15 protein-coding genes and 1 pseudogene are annotated in these 15,791 nt (G+C 70.3%); 14 read left to right on the top strand and 2 right to left on the bottom strand.

Annotated features, from left to right (window positions below):
* Position 1 precedes the first annotated feature (1 nt).
* The 10 genes and pseudogenes from QRY02_RS46650 (at position 2) to QRY02_RS46605 (ending at position 9,376) form a co-directional block, all read left to right on the top strand.
* Positions 2-853 carry an MlaE family ABC transporter permease gene (locus tag QRY02_RS46650; protein WP_285989081.1) on the top strand — a complete coding sequence of 284 codons (852 nt, stop codon included), beginning with the start codon at positions 2-4 and terminating at the stop codon, positions 851-853.
* Positions 850-2,124, top strand: coding sequence for an MCE family protein (locus QRY02_RS46645; RefSeq protein WP_285989080.1), 1,275 nt, complete (start codon positions 850-852; stop codon positions 2,122-2,124). The genes QRY02_RS46650 and QRY02_RS46645 overlap by 4 nt, the downstream gene beginning before the upstream one ends.
* Positions 2,121-3,125, top strand: a complete 1,005-nt coding sequence (locus QRY02_RS46640; protein WP_285989079.1) for an MCE family protein — start codon at positions 2,121-2,123, stop codon at positions 3,123-3,125. The genes QRY02_RS46645 and QRY02_RS46640 overlap by 4 nt, the downstream gene beginning before the upstream one ends.
* A complete protein-coding gene (locus tag QRY02_RS46635) occupies positions 3,122-4,114 on the top strand; it encodes an MCE family protein (RefSeq protein ID WP_285989078.1) in 993 nt (330 codons plus the stop codon). The genes QRY02_RS46640 and QRY02_RS46635 overlap by 4 nt, the downstream gene beginning before the upstream one ends.
* Positions 4,111-5,145, top strand: a complete 1,035-nt coding sequence (locus QRY02_RS46630) for an MCE family protein (protein ID WP_285989077.1) — start codon at positions 4,111-4,113, stop codon at positions 5,143-5,145. Before QRY02_RS46635 ends, QRY02_RS46630 begins: the two co-directional genes overlap by 4 nt.
* Positions 5,142-6,218, top strand: a complete 1,077-nt coding sequence (locus tag QRY02_RS46625; protein WP_502874174.1) for an MCE family protein — start codon at positions 5,142-5,144, stop codon at positions 6,216-6,218. The genes QRY02_RS46630 and QRY02_RS46625 overlap by 4 nt, the downstream gene beginning before the upstream one ends.
* Positions 6,218-7,427 (top strand): annotated as a pseudogene (locus tag QRY02_RS46620) (MlaD family protein). The gene QRY02_RS46625 and the pseudogene QRY02_RS46620 overlap by 1 nt, the downstream one beginning before the upstream one ends.
* Positions 7,415-7,918 carry a hypothetical protein gene (locus QRY02_RS46615; protein WP_285989076.1) on the top strand — a complete coding sequence of 168 codons (504 nt, stop codon included), beginning with the start codon at positions 7,415-7,417 and terminating at the stop codon, positions 7,916-7,918. Before QRY02_RS46620 ends, QRY02_RS46615 begins: the two are co-directional and overlap by 13 nt.
* The gene (locus QRY02_RS46610) at positions 7,915-8,652 is read left to right on the top strand and encodes a hypothetical protein (RefSeq protein ID WP_285989075.1); all 738 of its coding nucleotides are present in this window, start codon (positions 7,915-7,917) and stop codon (positions 8,650-8,652) included. Before QRY02_RS46615 ends, QRY02_RS46610 begins: the two co-directional genes overlap by 4 nt.
* Before the next feature lie 79 nt (positions 8,653-8,731).
* Positions 8,732-9,376, top strand: a complete 645-nt coding sequence (locus QRY02_RS46605) for a hypothetical protein (protein WP_285989074.1) — start codon at positions 8,732-8,734, stop codon at positions 9,374-9,376.
* 39 nt (positions 9,377-9,415) lie between these two features.
* Here the strand turns inward: QRY02_RS46605 and QRY02_RS46600 are convergent, their stop codons facing one another.
* Positions 9,416-10,312, bottom strand: coding sequence for an RCC1 domain-containing protein (locus QRY02_RS46600; protein ID WP_285989073.1), 897 nt, complete (start codon positions 10,310-10,312; stop codon positions 9,416-9,418).
* Positions 10,313-10,734: 422 nt separating this feature from the next.
* On the opposite strand from QRY02_RS46600, the gene QRY02_RS46595 reads away from it, so the two are divergent.
* The 4 genes from QRY02_RS46595 (at position 10,735) to QRY02_RS46580 (ending at position 14,143) form a co-directional block, all read left to right on the top strand.
* On the top strand, positions 10,735-11,373 hold the full coding sequence (locus QRY02_RS46595) for a DUF6801 domain-containing protein (protein ID WP_285989072.1): 639 nt from the start codon (positions 10,735-10,737) through the stop codon (positions 11,371-11,373).
* A gap of 80 nt (positions 11,374-11,453) precedes the next feature.
* On the top strand, positions 11,454-12,890 hold the full coding sequence (locus QRY02_RS46590; protein ID WP_285989071.1) for a DUF6801 domain-containing protein: 1,437 nt from the start codon (positions 11,454-11,456) through the stop codon (positions 12,888-12,890).
* A gap of 19 nt (positions 12,891-12,909) precedes the next feature.
* Positions 12,910-13,491: a DUF6801 domain-containing protein gene (locus QRY02_RS46585; RefSeq protein ID WP_285989070.1), complete on the top strand. Its 582-nt coding sequence runs from the start codon at positions 12,910-12,912 to the stop codon at positions 13,489-13,491.
* Between the two features lie 40 nt (positions 13,492-13,531).
* Positions 13,532-14,143 (top strand): DUF6801 domain-containing protein, encoded by a 612-nt coding sequence (locus QRY02_RS46580; RefSeq protein ID WP_285989069.1) that lies wholly within the window; start codon positions 13,532-13,534, stop codon positions 14,141-14,143.
* A 75-nt stretch (positions 14,144-14,218) separates the two neighbouring features.
* Here the strand turns inward: QRY02_RS46580 and QRY02_RS46575 are convergent, their stop codons facing one another.
* Entirely contained in the window at positions 14,219-15,502 is a 1,284-nt protein-coding gene (locus QRY02_RS46575) for a PucR family transcriptional regulator (RefSeq protein WP_285989068.1), read from the bottom strand.
* Between the last annotated feature and the right edge of the window lie 289 nt (positions 15,503-15,791).

Here is a 15,791-nt window from a genome sequence, read left to right as displayed (position 1 = left end):
AGTGACGACCACGGAAGTCCCGAGAGCAGCGCGGGTCCGCGAGGCCGTCGACCGCCGGTTCGGGTTCCTCGACACCCTCGGCGACCAGATCCTCTTCTTCATCCGCGCGATCGCGTGGACGCCGCGGGCCCTGCGCCGCTACCTGCGCGAGGTCGTCCGCCTGCTGGCCGAGGTCAGCTTCGGCAGCGGCGCGCTGGCCGTCATCGGCGGCACCATCGGCGTGATGATCGGGATGACCGTGGCCACCGGCACGGTCGTCGGCCTCCAGGGTTACTCCGCGCTGAATCAGGTCGGGACGTCGGCGTTCGCCGGGTTCGTTTCCGCCTACTTCAACACGCGCGAGATCGCGCCGCTGGTGAGCGGGCTCGCGCTGAGCGCGACCGTCGGCTGCGGCTTCACCGCGCAGCTGGGCGCGATGCGGATCTCCGAGGAGATCGACGCCCTCGAGGTCATGGGCATCCCCAGCGTCCCCTACCTGGTGACGACCCGGGTGATCGCCGGCTTCCTCGCCGTCATCCCGCTGTACGCGATCGGGCTGCTGTCGAGCTACCTCGCCTCGCGCGAGGTCACCGTGCTGTTCTTCGGCCAGTCCGCGGGTACCTACGACCACTACTTCCTGCTGTTCCTGCCCCCCGGCGACGTGCTGTGGTCGTTCGGGAAGGTCCTGGTGTTCAGCGTCGTGGTGGTCCTGGCGCACTGCTACTACGGCTTCCGCGCGAGCGGCGGCCCGGCCGGCGTCGGCGTCGCGGTGGGCCGCGCGGTGCGCACCGCGATCGTCGCGATCAGCGTCCTCGACTTCTTCCTGTCCCTGGCGATCTGGGGCGCGACGACGACCGTGCAGGTGGCCGGATGAGACGCGATACCCGCCGCAAGGCCGGGGTCCGCACCGCCGGGGTGCTGTTCCTCGTGGTGATGGGCGTGCTGGTGACCCTCTCCATCAAGGTGTACGACAAGGACTTCATCACCACGGTGCCGGTGACGCTCAAGGCGAGCCGCATCGGCAACCAGCTCTCGCCGGGCGGCCAGGTCAAGGCCCGCGGCGTGCTCGTCGGGGAGATCCGCGACGTCCGGGCGACGCCGCAGGGCGCCGAGATAGCGCTTGCTCTCGAACCGGGCAAGGTCGACATGCTGCCCCGCAACGTCTCCGCGCTGCTCGTCCCGAAGACGCTGTTCGGCGAGCGGTACGTCCAGCTGTCCATCCCGGACGGCGAGCGGGCCCCGCACCTGGTCGCCGGCGACGTCATCGAGCAGGACCATTCGGCGAACGCGGTCGAGCTGGAACGGGTCTTCGACAACCTGCTGCCGGTGCTCCAGGCGGTCCAGCCGCAGAAGCTGGCGACGACGCTGACCGCGGTTTCGACGGCCCTGGAGGGACGCGGCGAGCAGCTCGGGAAGACGATCGACACCGCCGCGGACTACCTGAAGGACTTCAACCCCGACCTCCCGCAACTGACCTCGGACCTCCGGGACCTCGCCGGGGTTTCCCGGCTCTACGGCGACATCGCGCCCGACCTCCTGGACGCCCTCACCGACTCCGCGGTCACGCTCGGCACGGTCAAGGAGAAGCAGGCCGACCTGGCCGGGGTGTACCAGCAGGTGACGTCGTCGTCCCAGGAGGTCGCCACCTTCCTGGCCAACAACCGGGACAACCTCATCTCCCTGGCCGCCGACAGCCGCGCGCCGCTGGAGATCGCGGCGAAGTACTCCCCCAGCTTCGCCTGCACGATCGGCTCGCTCAACGCACTGAGGAAATCCATGGACAAGGTGCTCGGCGCGGGCACGCACGAACCGGGCTTCCACGCCGAGGTCGCGATCGTCCCCGACAGCGGCAAGTACCTGCCCGGCCGGGACGACCCGCGCTTCACCGGCGGCGGCGAGCCGCGGTGCTACCCCTCCGGCGTCTCCCCGACGATCGGCACCGCCGCGGCCGCCCCGGGGACCACCGGGCACCCGCTGCTCACCGGCGGCCAGGGTGACCTCGGAGTCGCGAACTCGCCGCAGGAGCAGCAACTGCTGTCCACGCTGGTCGCCCCGTCGATCGGGGTGCCGACGGCCGAGGTCCCGGCCTGGAGCAGCGTGCTCGTCGGGCCGCTCTACCGCGGCACGGAGGTGACGCTCAAGTGAGGAACATCGCCGCCCCGCTGATCAAGAGCCTCGTCTTCATCGCCGTCACGGCGCTGGCGACGATGCTGCTGGCCATCTCCATCACGAACTCCGGCGTCGGCTCCGCCGAGGGCTACACGGCCAAGTTCCTCGACGCCACCTCGCTCAACGTCGGTGACGACGTGCGCATCTCCGGGGTCCGCGTTGGCCAGGTCGAGTCCCTGGAGATCGGCGACCGCAACCGGGCGGTGGTCGGGTTCTCCCTCGACCAGGGCCGTCGGCTGCCGGCCGACGTCCGCGCGGTCATCAAGTACCGCAACATGGTCGGGCAGCGGTACGTCGCCCTCGAACGGGGGAACACCGCCACCCGGGAGCAGCTGCCCGTAGGCGCGGAGATCCCGCTGGACCGCACGACTCCCGCCCTGGACCTCACCGACCTCTTCAACGGCTTCAAACCGCTGTTCCAGGCGCTGTCGCCGAAGGACGTCAACGAGCTCTCCGGCGAGATCGTCCAGGTGCTGCAGGGCGAAGGCGGCACCGTCGAGAGCCTGCTGCAGCACACCGGTTCGCTGACCACCACCCTCGCCGGGCGCGACAAGGTGATCGGCGAGGTGATCGGCAACCTCAACGACGTGCTCAAGACCGTCAACGGCAAGGGCGACGCGCTGGCGAACCTCGTCTCGACCCTGCGGCAGCTGGTGTCCGGGCTGGCGGGCGACCGGGCCGCGATCGGCGACGCGATCAGCGGGATCGGCGCGCTGACCGAGTCCACCGCCGGGCTGTTCGAGCAGGCCCGCCCGCCGCTGAAGGACAGCATCGCCGGCCTGAAGGACGTCGCCGGGACACTGGCCCAGAACCAGTCCGATGTGGACAGTTTCCTGACCAACCTGCCGGTGAAGTTCAACGAGATCGGCCGGGCCGCCACCTACGGCTCGTGGATGAACTTCTTCCTCTGCCGCGCCACGCTCGAAGCCACGCCCCCGCGCGGAGTGCGGACCACCACGCCGAGGTGCGAATCGTGAAGTCCTTCAAGGAGCGCAACCCGCTCGTCCTCGGCGTGCTCGGCAGTGTCGCGCTGGCCGCGCTGCTCACCGTCACGTTCAACTACGACAACCTCCCGATCGTCGGCGGCGGCACCACGTACGAGGCCGAGTTCTCCGAAGCCGCCGGCCTGCAGTCCGACGACGAGGTCCGGATCGCCGGCATCAAGGTCGGCGAGGTCCGCCGTGTGCAGCTGGCCGACGACCACGTCCTCGTCTCCTTCCGGGTCAAGAACGCCTGGATCGGCGACCGCACGTCCGCCGAGATCAAGATCAAGACGTTGCTGGGCCGCAAGTTCCTCGCGCTGAACCCCACGGGCGACGCCGTCCAGGACCCGGACCGGCCCATCCCGCGGACTCGGACGGTCACGCCCTACGACGTCACCGACGCCTTCAACGGCCTCGCCGACACCGTGGGCGCGATCGACACCAAGCAGCTCGCGGACAGCTTCACCACGTTGTCGGACACCTTCCGCAACTCCCCCGAACACGTCCGCAGCGCGCTCGACGGGCTGTCCCAGCTGTCCAAGACGGTCTCCAGCCGCGACAGCCAGATCGCCGAGCTGCTGGCCAACGCCCGGAAGCTGACCACGACGCTGGCGAACTCCAACGAGGACTTCGAGAAGCTGATCGGCGACGGCAACCTGCTGCTCACCGAGCTGAACAGCCGCCGCGACGCGATCCGGGACCTGCTGGACGGCTCGGCGCGGCTGGCCGGCCAGCTCAGCGGGCTGGTGCGGGACAACACCGACGCGCTGAAGCCGGCCCTGCAGTCGCTCAACCAGGTCACCGACCTGCTCAAGCGGCAGAACGACAACCTCAGCAGGGGCCTGCAGCTGGCCGGCCCGTACTTCCGGGTCCTCACCAACACGACCGGCAACGGCCGCTGGATCGACGCCTACCTCTGCGGGCTGCTGCCCGAGAACCACGACCCCTGCACCCCGCCGAAGAACCCGGGAGGGGCCAAGTGAGCGTGCTGACCACAACCCGCGCCGGCGTACTGGCGAGCCGTTTCGTCGCCGCCGCCCTGCTGCTCGCCCTCGTCGTCACGGCCGCCCTGTGGTGGGTGTTCTCCGGCTCGGGGCAGCACCACGTCACGGCGTTCTTCAGCCGCGCGGTCGGCGTCTACCCCGGTTCGGACGTGCGTGTGCTCGGCGTCCGGATCGGCCAGGTGGACCAGGTCGCCCCGCGCGGCGAGCAGGTGCAGGTGGACATGAGCATCGACGGCTCGGTCGGCGTCGCCGAGGACACCACGCTCCTGGTGATCGCGCCCAGCGTCGTCGCCGACCGCTACCTGCAGTTCGCCAAGCCGGCCCGCGGCGGGCCGCGGCTGCCGGACGGCGCGACGATCCCGATCCAGCGGACGGCCACCCCGGTGGAGCTCGACCAGCTCTACGCCAGCCTCGACACGATCTCGAAGGCGCTCGGCCCGAACGGCGCCAACTCCCAGGGCGCACTGTCGGACCTGCTGAAGACCGGCGCGCAGAACCTGCAGGGCAACGGCCGCACGGTCAACGACAGCATCCGCAACTTCGCCCAGCTGGCCCGCACGCTGGCCGGCAACTCGAGCGACCTCTTCGGCACGGTCAGCGAGCTGCAGCAGTTCACCACCATGCTGGCCACCAACGACAGCCAGGTGAGCAACGTCAACCAGCAGCTGGCCCAGATTTCCGGCACCCTCGCCGCCAACAGCGGCGAGCTGGCGCAGGCCCTCGACGGCCTCGGCCGCGCGCTCGCGGACGTCCAGGGCTTCATCCGCGACAACCGCGGCGCGCTCAAGGCCAATGTGGACAACCTGGTGACGACGACGCGGACCCTCGTCGAGCAGCGCGCGTCGCTGGCCGAAACGCTCGACGACGTGCCGCTCGCGGTGACCAACGTGCTCAACGCGGTCGACCCGGCCACCGGGCAGCTGCGCGGCCGCGGCAACTTCGACTACTACCTCCAGCCACTGCCGTTGCCGGTGACCGGCGATGTCTACACGAACGGAGGCGGGCGATGAAGCGCATGCTCGCCATGGTCACCGTCGGGTGCCTGACGCTCGCCGGCTGCTCGTCGGGGGAGTTCAGGGGCGTCTACGACCTGCCCCTGCCCGGTGGCGCCGACGTCGGCGACCACCCGTACTCGGTGACCGTGCAGTTCGCCGACGTGCTCGATCTCGTGCCGCAGGCCGCGGTGAAGGTCGGGGACGTCCCGGTGGGCCGGGTGCGCGAAGTCCGGCTGGGCGGCGACGGCTGGACGGCCGAAACGGTCCTCGAAGTCAACGGCGACGTCGTGCTGCCCGCGAACGCGGTCGCGCGGCTGCGCCAGTCCAGCCTCCTCGGCGAGAAGTTCGTCGAGCTGGCCCCGCCGGACGGCGACGCGAAACCCGCCGGGACACCGCGGCTGGCGAACGGCGCCACGATCACCCTGGATCGCACCAACCGCAACCCCGAGTTCGAAGAGATCTTCGGCGCCCTGTCCCTGCTGCTCAACGGCGGCGGGATCGGGCAGCTGCAGACGATCAACCGGGAACTGTCGAAGGTGATGGACGGCAACGAAGACCAGATCCGGTCGTTCCTGTCCGGGGTGAACACCCTGGTGACCGACCTGGACGCGCACCGCTCGGACATCACCGAAGCGCTGGACGGGCTGAACCGGCTGTCGGCCACGCTGGCGAACCGCCACGAGCAGGTCTCCGGCGCGCTGACCGACCTCACGCCGGGGCTGCGGACGCTCACCGACCAGCGCACCCAGCTCGTATCGATGCTGCAGTCGCTGGACCGGCTCTCCACGGTGGCCACCGACGTCGTCGACCGCACCCGTGACGACATGGTCGCCGACCTGCGTGCGCTGGCGCCGATCCTGGGCCAGCTGGCCGCGGCCGGGGAGAACCTGCCGCAGTCGCTGCAGATGCTGCCGACGTTCCCGTTCCCGGACTCGGTGCTCGGCGCGGTGAAGGGCGACTACGTCAACGCCTTCGTCTCGATGATCCCGGCACCCGGGGCGCCGCTGCCGCCACTCGGGCAGGGTGTTCCGCCGGGCCTGCCGGTCTTCCCGAGCAGCTCGGCCCCGGCTCCCTCCGGAGGCCGCTGATGCTGAGCCGCAGAATACGCGTCCAGGTCGTCCTGTTCATCGTGATCGCGCTGGCCACGACGGCGTTCGTCGGCGCCAACTACGCCGGGCTCGGCCGGCTGTTCGGGTCGGGCAGCTACACGGTGAAGCTTCGAGCTCGCCGAAGGCGGCGGGCTGTTCACCAACGGCGAGGTGACCTACCGCGGTGTCGCCGTCGGCCGGGTCGGCGAGCTGCGGCTCACCGTCACCGGGATGGAGGCGGACCTGCTGATCGACGACGCGGCCCCACCCATCCCGGCGGACTCGCGGGCCGTGGTGGCGAACCGCTCGGCGGTCGGCGAGCAGTACGTCGACCTGCAGCCGCGCACGGCCGACGCGCCCTACCTCGACGGCAATTCGGTGATCCGGCGCGAGTCGACGACGCTGCCGCTGCCGGTGAACAGCCTGCTGACGGACCTGGACTCGTTCACCGCGTCGGTGCCGACCCAGGACCTGCGCACGGTGGTGAACGAGCTCGACGACGCCCTGCGCGGCAGCGGCCCGGACCTCCAGGCGCTGATGGACTCGGCGACGACGTTCACGCAGGAGGCGAGCAGCCACCTGCCGCAGACGTCGAAGCTGATCGGCGACGGCGCGACGGTGCTGCGCACCCAGCTCGGTTCTTCGGCGGAGTGGCGTTCGTTCAGCAGCAACGCCCGCGTCTTCGCCCAGCAGCTGGCCAGTTCCGACGGCGACCTGCGGCGGCTGATCGCGGCCGCCCCGCCGGCGGCGTCCGAGCTGGGCGGGCTGCTCAAGGAGAACGACCCCGGCCTGCCGATCCTGCTGGCCAACCTGCTGACGACGTCCCGGGTGTTCGCCACCCGCACCGCGGCGGAGGAGCAGTTCCTCGTCGACACCCCGAAGGCGGTGGCGGCGGTGGGTTCGGCGCTGAACGACTCCGGCGACGCGCTGAAGATGGGGCTGGCACTGAACTTCAACAGCCCGCCGCCGTGCCTGCAGGGGTACGAGCAGACGCCGCACCGGCCGAGCACGGACCTCTCTCCGATGCCGTTCAACACCGACGCGGCCTGCACGCTGCCGTACGGGAACGAAAGCTCGGTGCGCGGCGCGCAGAACGCGCCGCACCCCCCGGCCCCGGCCCCGGCGCTGCCGGGCGGGCTGACCGGTCCCCTCGGCCTCGGCACGCAGGCGACGGCGACGAGCCTGGAGGAGATGCTGTGGCTGCGGTGAAGGTCGCTTCGGTGGTGCTGGCCGCGTCGGCGGCCGTGTTCGCGGGCTGGTCGGGGTACTCCTGGTACTCGGCGGCCCACGCGTCTTCGGTGACGTACGGGGTGGCCCGCGACGAGGCACTGGCCACCGGCCGCACGCTGGTGGCCGAGCTGAACACGCTGGACTACCACGACGTGAACGGCGGCCTTGGGAAGTGGCTGTCGGCCTCGACGGGACCGCTGCACGACCAGCTGGCCCGCACGGATGAGACGGTGAAGAAGACCCTGGCGTCGAACGCGACGGTGGCCACGGGCCGCGTGGTGGACGCGGCGCTGAGCGAGCTGGACGAACACGCGGGCACGGCGAAGATGCTGGCCTCGGTGGAGATCACGATGGCCAAGCAGGGAACGGCCCCGGCGGTCAAGCGCAACCGCTTCGCGGCGGCGCTGAGCCGGACGCCGGACGGGTGGAAGCTGAGCGCGCTGGACCAGCTGCCGGTGGGGGCCCGATGAGCCGCGCGAAGACGGCCGTGGACGAGCCGGCCGAAACCGACGCTGCTGCCACTGAGGCCGTTAGCGCAAACACCGTCGAGGGCGACGCGGCCGCTGCCTCCCCCGCGGACCCCGCGGCCGAGCCCGAAACCGCCGAAACCGACCAGGCCGAACCCGAACCCGAAGCCGCCGAGGCAGCCCCGACCGAAGCCGACTCCGCGACCGAAGCCGAGCCCGCCAGGCCCCGGCCCGCCTGGCGCCGCCTCCCCGTCCTCCTGCTCGCCGCCGCCGTCGTCCTCACCGGGGCCGGTGTCTGGTTCACCCTCGAAGCCCGCGCCGCCGCGAACACTCCCGCCGCCGCGAACCTGGCTCTCACCGACGTCGCCGCCACCGCCGATGTCAGCTCCGCCGTCAGCCTCGCCGTCAACCGGATCTTCTCCTATTCCTACGACCGGACCGACGTCACCGAAAAGGCCGCCGCCGCTGTGCTGCGCGGGTCGGCCAAGGATTCCTACGACAAGCTCTTCGCCGAAGTCCGGCGCAAGGCGCCGGAGCAGAAACTCGTGCTTACTTCGCGTGTTTCCGCCATCGCCGTTCAGGAACTGAAGAATGGTCACGCGCGGTTACTCGTCTTTCTCGATCAATCTGCCGTCCGGGCCGACAACAATGCGACCGACAGCGCCGCGGCGCAGCTTTCCGTGACCGCGGAGCACACCACCGGCGGCTGGGTCATAACCGAGCTCGAAGCCCGCTGACCCGGCCCACCGCAATACCGCACGTAACCGTTTCCGGGAGCACCCGGAAACGGCCGGGAAACGCACAAGGAGGACAACCATGTCCGTGGCAACGAAGCTGAAGAGACTGGCCGTGCTCACGTCGGCGGCGACCGTGGCGATGACCGTGGTCACCGCGACCCCGGCGTCGGCCGAGGTCATCCCGTTCCCGGTCTCCTTCGCGGTGACCGGCAACACGGTGGTGAAGAAGACCGGCAGCACCATGAACCTCGGCCCCGGCACCCTGGCCGGCAACCTGCTCGTCAACGACGAGACCGGCGAAGTCGGCCTCAGCGCGGACCTGAGCCTGCCGCCGTCCCAGGCGAACATCTCGCTGGTTTCGGGCCTGTTCAAGATCAAGGCGACGGTGAAGGTGATCCCGCTCGGCCCCGCCACCGGCACCCTGGCCGACTCCACGCTGACCACGCACGCCAAGGCCAACATGGAGATCAGCAACATCTGGGTCGGCCTGCTCTCGCCGGTCATCCCGCTGCCCACGGTGCCGGGTGCCTGCAAGACGAAGACCCCGATCGACCTGAACCTGGTGGCGAAGGACATCGACATCTTCTCGCCGATCACGGTCTCGGCCGACTACACGATCCCGGAATTCACCAACTGCTGGGTCGCCGACCTCGCGCTCGGCGCCCTGGTTTCCGGGCCGGGCAACACGATCAACCTCACCCTGACCCCCAACACCACGAGCTGACCCACCGGGTGGCGGGCGCACCGCCCGCCACCCGCCCGCTCAGCACGGCGCGTTGGGATCTTCCTTCAGCCCGAAGCTGTCGCTGTCCCCGGCCGAAACCGCGAAGACCGGCCCGCACGGGAGCGGGTCCGGAATGGTCTCGCCGACGATGTTCGAACCCCACGCGATGATGTCGCCATTGGCCTTGACGGCCAGGTTGTGGTTGGCCCCGGCATCGATGCCCACGACGTCCGACAAGGCCGCATCGGGGACGGTCGCCTGACCGTAGTTGTTGCGGCCCCACGCGTAGACGCGGCCGTCCTTCAAGGCCAGGCTGTGCTGGAACCCGGCGGACACCGCGGTGACCCCCGACGACAGGGCCGCCGGCACGGTCGTCTGCCCGTAGACGTTGCTCCCCCACGCCAGCACGCCGCCGTTTTTGATCACCACGTTGTGGTCGCCACCGGCGGCGATCGCGGTCACGCCGGACTGCGCGGCCGCCGGCACGTCGGTCCGGCTGCCCCAGCTCACCACCTGACCGCTCTGCTTGAGCGCCAGGCTGTGCATGTAGGACGTCGAGATCGCCGTGACGCCACTGGTCACCGAGGCGGGCAGGTCGGTCTGGCCGTACCAGTCGTTGCCCCACGCCAGGACCGCGCCGTTCTTGAGCGCGAGCTCGTGGCCCCAGCCGGACGCGATCTGGCCGACCCCGGACGACGCCGCGGCGGGCACTTCGTTGGCGCCCCAGTTGTTCGCGCCCCACGCGAGGACCGCCCCGCCCTTCAAGGCGAGCACGGTCGTGGTGCCCGCCGACACGGCGGTGACCCCGGTCAGCGCCTCCGCCGGGGGAGCGGTGACGCCGAAGTCCGGCTTCCCCCAGGCGATCACCCCGCCCACGGTGGCCGCGGACGCCGGCGACGCACAGAGCGACAGGGCCATCGCCGCCGAGACCGTCAATACGGCTCCCCTGAGCGATACCCGTTCACAACGTGAAGTAAGTGGCACGGTAGCCTCCTTTCTCGCGTTTCGTTATCCCGGATTGCTTCGGCAAGATCGTGAATGGTAGACCGTTCTCGGCACCGTTCGGCCACGCGGTGGTTCTTTGTCAAGATCCGATGAAACCACCGCCGGTCCTGCGCGGGTGCGAACAAGAAACCCGAGCCGCCTCGGCGCGGCGGACTGACGATGCCACAAAGTCTTGTTCCGTAATGAACTCACGAGTAGCCTCATTCCCGGCAGATGGACCTCCACCTCGCACGTCGGTGAATTCACGTCCCGCCGCTCGGGGCAATGGGGGCGGGCGAACGTGATCGGAGAGCAACGACGGCGAGCAATCGATCAGCCAAAGCCGAGACTGTACTGAATCAAAGGAGATGGGTATGTCCCGACTCAGCAGGCTGTCCGCCGGAATCGCGACCACCGCTACCGCCGTGGGCGCCATCGCGGTGCTGACCGCCGGCACCGCGGCCGCCGCCACGGTCACCTACACCGCCGGCGGTACCACGCCCCTGACCTACACCTGCACCTTCCCCGGCGTCTCGCCGCAGCCGGTCCTCGTCACGTCGCACCTGGACGCCGAGGACTCCGTCGCGGCGGGCGGCACCCTCACCCCGGCCAACGTGGGCGGCGCCGCGACGATCAGCGCCGGTGTCCACGCGCTGCTCACCGCGGTCGGCTACGACGGCATCCGCGGCACCGCCACGGTGCCGGTGACGGCGGCGTCCGGCACCCTGTCGCAGCCGGCAGCCACCGGGCTGGAAATTCCAGAGGTCATCTACCCGGCCGGCGGCGCGATCACGGTGAACATCTCGCAGGTCGAGACCTCGAGCGTCCCGACCTACACCGCTCCGGCGGAGGCGGGCACCGACACACTGTCGATGGGCAACACGGTCACGGCGAGCCTCGAGTTCCACAAGAAGTCGAACAACACCTGGACGCCGTGGACGATGAACTGCACCCTGAAGGTCACCAACCCGGCGCAGAACACCGCGTTCAGCCCGAGCATCACCGTCTCCTGACCGGGTTTCCCGGTGCGGGCCCCTCGCCGGGTCCGCACCGGGATCTTCCGTCTCCGCTTCCGAACACACCAGGGAAACCGATGCCCCGTCGAGTCCGGCCCCGCTCCGTCACGGTGACCGCGCTGGCGGCCGCCGGCCTGCTGTCCGCGGCGAACGGCGCACTGACCGGGGTCGGTTCGGCCGCTCCCGCGCCCGAGGCCCCGCCGGAGAAGACGGCGACGGCGTCGGTCTCGGTGACCTGTCCCTTCGCCGATCCGCTCGGCTCGCGCAAGCTCACCGTCGCGACGTCGGCGACCCTGCCCAGCCAAGCGAAGACGGGCACCTCGGCGACGATCAGCAAGTACTCGGTGCAGTTGAGCCTCCCCCGCGACGTCGCACTGTCGCTCCTGCCCGCCGGCGCCACCGCCGGTTCGGTGCAGGGCGCGATGCAGCTCGACCTCACGGTGCACCAGGGCGAACGCTCGGACAAGATCCCGGTCCCCCTCACCGTGGCGCCGACGCCCCTGCCGGAAACCGGCGACGTCACCCTCACCGCCACCGGGGACGTGCCGGAGATCGCGATCAACACCATCGGCGCCGTCATCTTCGACGTCACCGCGCCGACGCTCGCGCTGGCCGCCGTCCCCGCGCCCGACGCGGCCGCCACTCCCGCCGCTCCCGACGCGCCGGCCACGCCCGCCGCCCAGCCGGCGCCGCCGGTCGCGTGCACCCTGGACGCCGATCAGCAGGCGACGCTGGGCACGATCCTCGTCCAGCCGACGGCGACGCCGGGTCCCGAGCAGAAGGCCGCTCTCGGTGCGGCAGCCGCGCAGGAAGACGAACCCCCACCCGCGAACGAATACACCGTGCCGCTCGGCCTCATCACCATCTTCACGAAGTCGACCATCAAGAGGCTGGGCGCGACCGTCGTGTCCGACCCCGCCCTCCTGATCAACGGGTTCTTCTCGGTGGACCTCGACACCACCGAGTCCCGGGTTTCCGGGTCCGCGGTGTTCAAGCCGGCGACCACCACGTTCCTCGCCTTCGGGTTCGTGCCGGTGACCGCGACCGTCGAGTTCCTGCCGGAGGACTACCTCAACAGCAAGATGATCGAAATCGGCGGCGGGCTGTACACCGGCGACGACGGCGAGATCTGGCTGAGCACCCAGCTGAAGGTGATGGGCCGGGTGAGCAACGTGAAGATCAACGGCGTCCCGGTCGACGTCGGCCCCGACTGCGTGACGGCGGACAAGATCACACTCCACGTCAGCGGTCACTACGACCCCTTCACCACCGGCCACATCCAGGACCCGAACTTCGAGCTGCCCGAATTCCGTGACTGCGGCTCCGGCAGCCAGGACCTCACCCCGCTGCTCTCCGGCATGAGCAAGGGCAAGGGCAACGAGGCCAAAATCGACACCTACAACCTGAACGGGTGCACCGAGCCCGACCACACCAAGTGCCCGCCCGACACCCTCCCGCCCAAGCAGGGCTCGCAGGCTGCGGCGGCGCAGAAGGCGGCCGCGAAACCGAGGTAAACCGAATCGAGGGGGAGCCATGAGGATCGGAACGGCGCTCACAGCGGCGTTGCTCGTCACGGGCGTGGCAGCGGGAACGGCGGCCGCGGCGACGGTCACGATACAGACCGGCATGTTGACCTACACGTGCGCGTTCCCTGGCCTCGCACCACAAGCCACGTCCCTGACCGCCCAGCTGGACGTCACCGATCCCCACCCCGGGCAGCCGTTCACGGTGCTGCCCTCCGCGACGCAAGTCTTGCCGAGCACCTTGCGCGCGCTGCTGCGCGGCGCCGGCTACGACGCGATCCGCGGCTCGTTCGGCGGATCGTTCACCGTCTCGAACGCGACTCCGCCCACCGGGACGATCAGCGGCGACTTCCCGGAGCAGCCCATCGGCACGACGGGCCCGATCACGCTCCCGGCGGCCGGGCCGATCCAGACGTTCACCGCGGGCTTCGACAGCACGCTCGCGTTCGCGATGGGCACGGGCTTCAGCGAGGGACTCCAGCTCCACCGGGCGTCGACCGGAACCTGGGTCGTGTGGTCGGTGAACTGCACGATGAAGACGACCAGTCCGGCGCAGAACCCGGCGTTCCAGCCGGTCATCGTGATCACCTGACAGCGAAACCTCCATTGTGGACATTCGAAGGGGAGTCGAAGTGTTCCTGCGCGTCCTCACCACTGTTTCGTGCGCCGCCGCGATGGCGGTGCCCATGGCCGGCCCGGCATCCGCCGCGACCGTCACCTACCAGACCGGTCCGGTGCTCAACGCCTGCACCCTGCTCCCGGGGGTCACCCCGCAACCCGGGACCATGACAACCCGGTTCGACGCCCCGGACTCCGTCGCCTCGGGCACCACGATCACGCCGGCCGGTGTGGGTGGTGGCATCCGGTTCGAAGCGGGTCCGCACGCGATCTTGACCGCCTACGGCTACGACGGCTTCCGCGGCCACGTCGACCTGGGCCTGGCGGCGACCGGCGCGACGCTCTCCGGGCCGTCGGCCACCGGGCTGACCGTGCCCGAGCAGATCTATCCGGCCGGTGGCGCCTTCGAGGTGCTGTTCGAGCAGGGGCCGGGCGCGGTGGTGCCGTCCCTGACCGCGGGCGCGCCCGGCATGGCCACGGTCAAGGTCACCACCACGGCCACCTTCACCCTCGAGGTGCACCGGAAGGCGGACGGTGTGTGGAATCCGTGGACCATGACGTGCAACGTCAAGGTGACGAACCCGCCGCAGAACCCGGCGTTCAGCCCGTTGATCCCGGTGACCTGACGGGATACCGCGGAGGGAGCCGCACGCTCGCGGTACCGGGAGCAGCTCGCTCACCGGGTACCGCAGCGGCATCGGCTACTGCGAAGTCCACTGTGGACGTGACCCGCCCGACCGCGGCGCCGGCAGCAGCTCGCTCACCGGGTACCGCAGCGGCATCGGCGCCGCCCCCGCGCGCAACGCCAGCTCCATCTCGAAGCGCGCCGCCGGGTCCTTCAAGCTCTCGCCGAACGTCGCCTGCAGCTGGCGCATGCGGTAGCGGACCGTCTGCGGGTGCACCCCGAGGCGCTCCGCGATCTCCACCACGTTGCCCTGGCTGTCCAGCCACGCCCGCAGCGTCTCCAGGAGCCGCTCCTGCTGCTTGCCCGTCATCTCCGCCAGCGGCGCGAACAGCCGGTGCCGCAGCGTGCCGACCAAGCCCGTGTCGGAGTTGACCAGCAGCGTCGCCAAGTGCTCCTCCGCGCGCAGCACCGGGCGCGCCGGCAGGACGCCGCGCTCGGTCAGCTGCAGGGCATTGCGGGCCCAGCGCAGGGAATCCGCGACCGAAGCGAGCGGGACGCAGGGGCCGATCGCCAAGCGGCAGTCCGGCAGCGCCACCTGCAGCGCCGCCAAGCGGGCGCTGCTCAGCTCACCCGGGACGACCAGCTTCGGATCGGGTGTGTCGAGTTCGGCGAGGACGTCCGCGTCCAGCCCGGCGTGCCGGCGAGCCGGGGCGACGCCGCTGGCCGGGCAGATCGCCACCGGGGTCGCGTCGGACGGCACCGGCCAGCCGATCAGCTGGGCCAGTTCCGCAATCGCTTTCGGGGACGCCGGCGGCGTCTCGAGGATCAGGTGGAGCAGCTTGCGGCGCCAGGTGTCCAGCGCGCCCGCCGTGCGCGCCTTCGCCTCGAGGTAGCCGTCGAGCGCGACGGAGGCGAGCTCGTCCATGAACGCCAGCATCGCGTCGGCCAGCTGGGACATCACCGCCGACGAAAGGCCGCTGCGCCGTCCGACGCGCATGATGCGCCGCCACGACACCCGCGCGCCGACGCGGTAGGCCGACTGCAGCGTGTCGAGGCTGCGGCCTTCGCGCATTTCGTTCTGCCCCAGCCGGTGGTGCACCTCGTGGGACTGTTCCTTCGACACCGTGGGGTCGGCGATCTGCGCGACGAACAGCGTGATCGCGTATTCGACGCCGGCCCGGATCGACTTGCCGTAGGGCCCGTCGAGCGGGCGCGCGTAGGCCGGGATGGTCGCCCGGATCTCTTCGACGATTTCGGCGGCGAGGCTGGCCAGCTCGGGGCGCAGGATGTCGGCGAGCTTGCGCGGTAGAGCGGCGGGCGGGGGCGGCGCAGCGTGATCGAATCCGCGCTCCACCGACATCGTAGCTCCTTCGCTCCGCCCCGGACTCCGGTCGCGGGCACCTCGCGGCCGGGCACCCGCGCCTGTTGCCCGGATGACAACCGACACATCGAAAAACTAACGCCAAACGTGTCACACCCGTGAAGGAAAACCGATTTCTTGTCATCATGGTGACAATTTCACGCGGATCGGCTGCGATGAGCTGACAAGTGTCCCGCCGACTGCACGTGGACGTGCGTACGAACGGACGAACCTCCAACGACCGGCCCGCGCTGCGGTTACGCCGGCATCTTGTATCGTGTGGTTGATA

The sequence above is a fragment of the Amycolatopsis sp. DG1A-15b genome, from assembly GCF_030285645.1.
Classification (GTDB): Bacteria; Actinomycetota; Actinomycetes; order Mycobacteriales; family Pseudonocardiaceae; genus Amycolatopsis.
The sequence above is the reverse complement of the archived record's forward strand: the minus strand, read 5'-3'. Positions and strand labels throughout refer to the sequence as shown.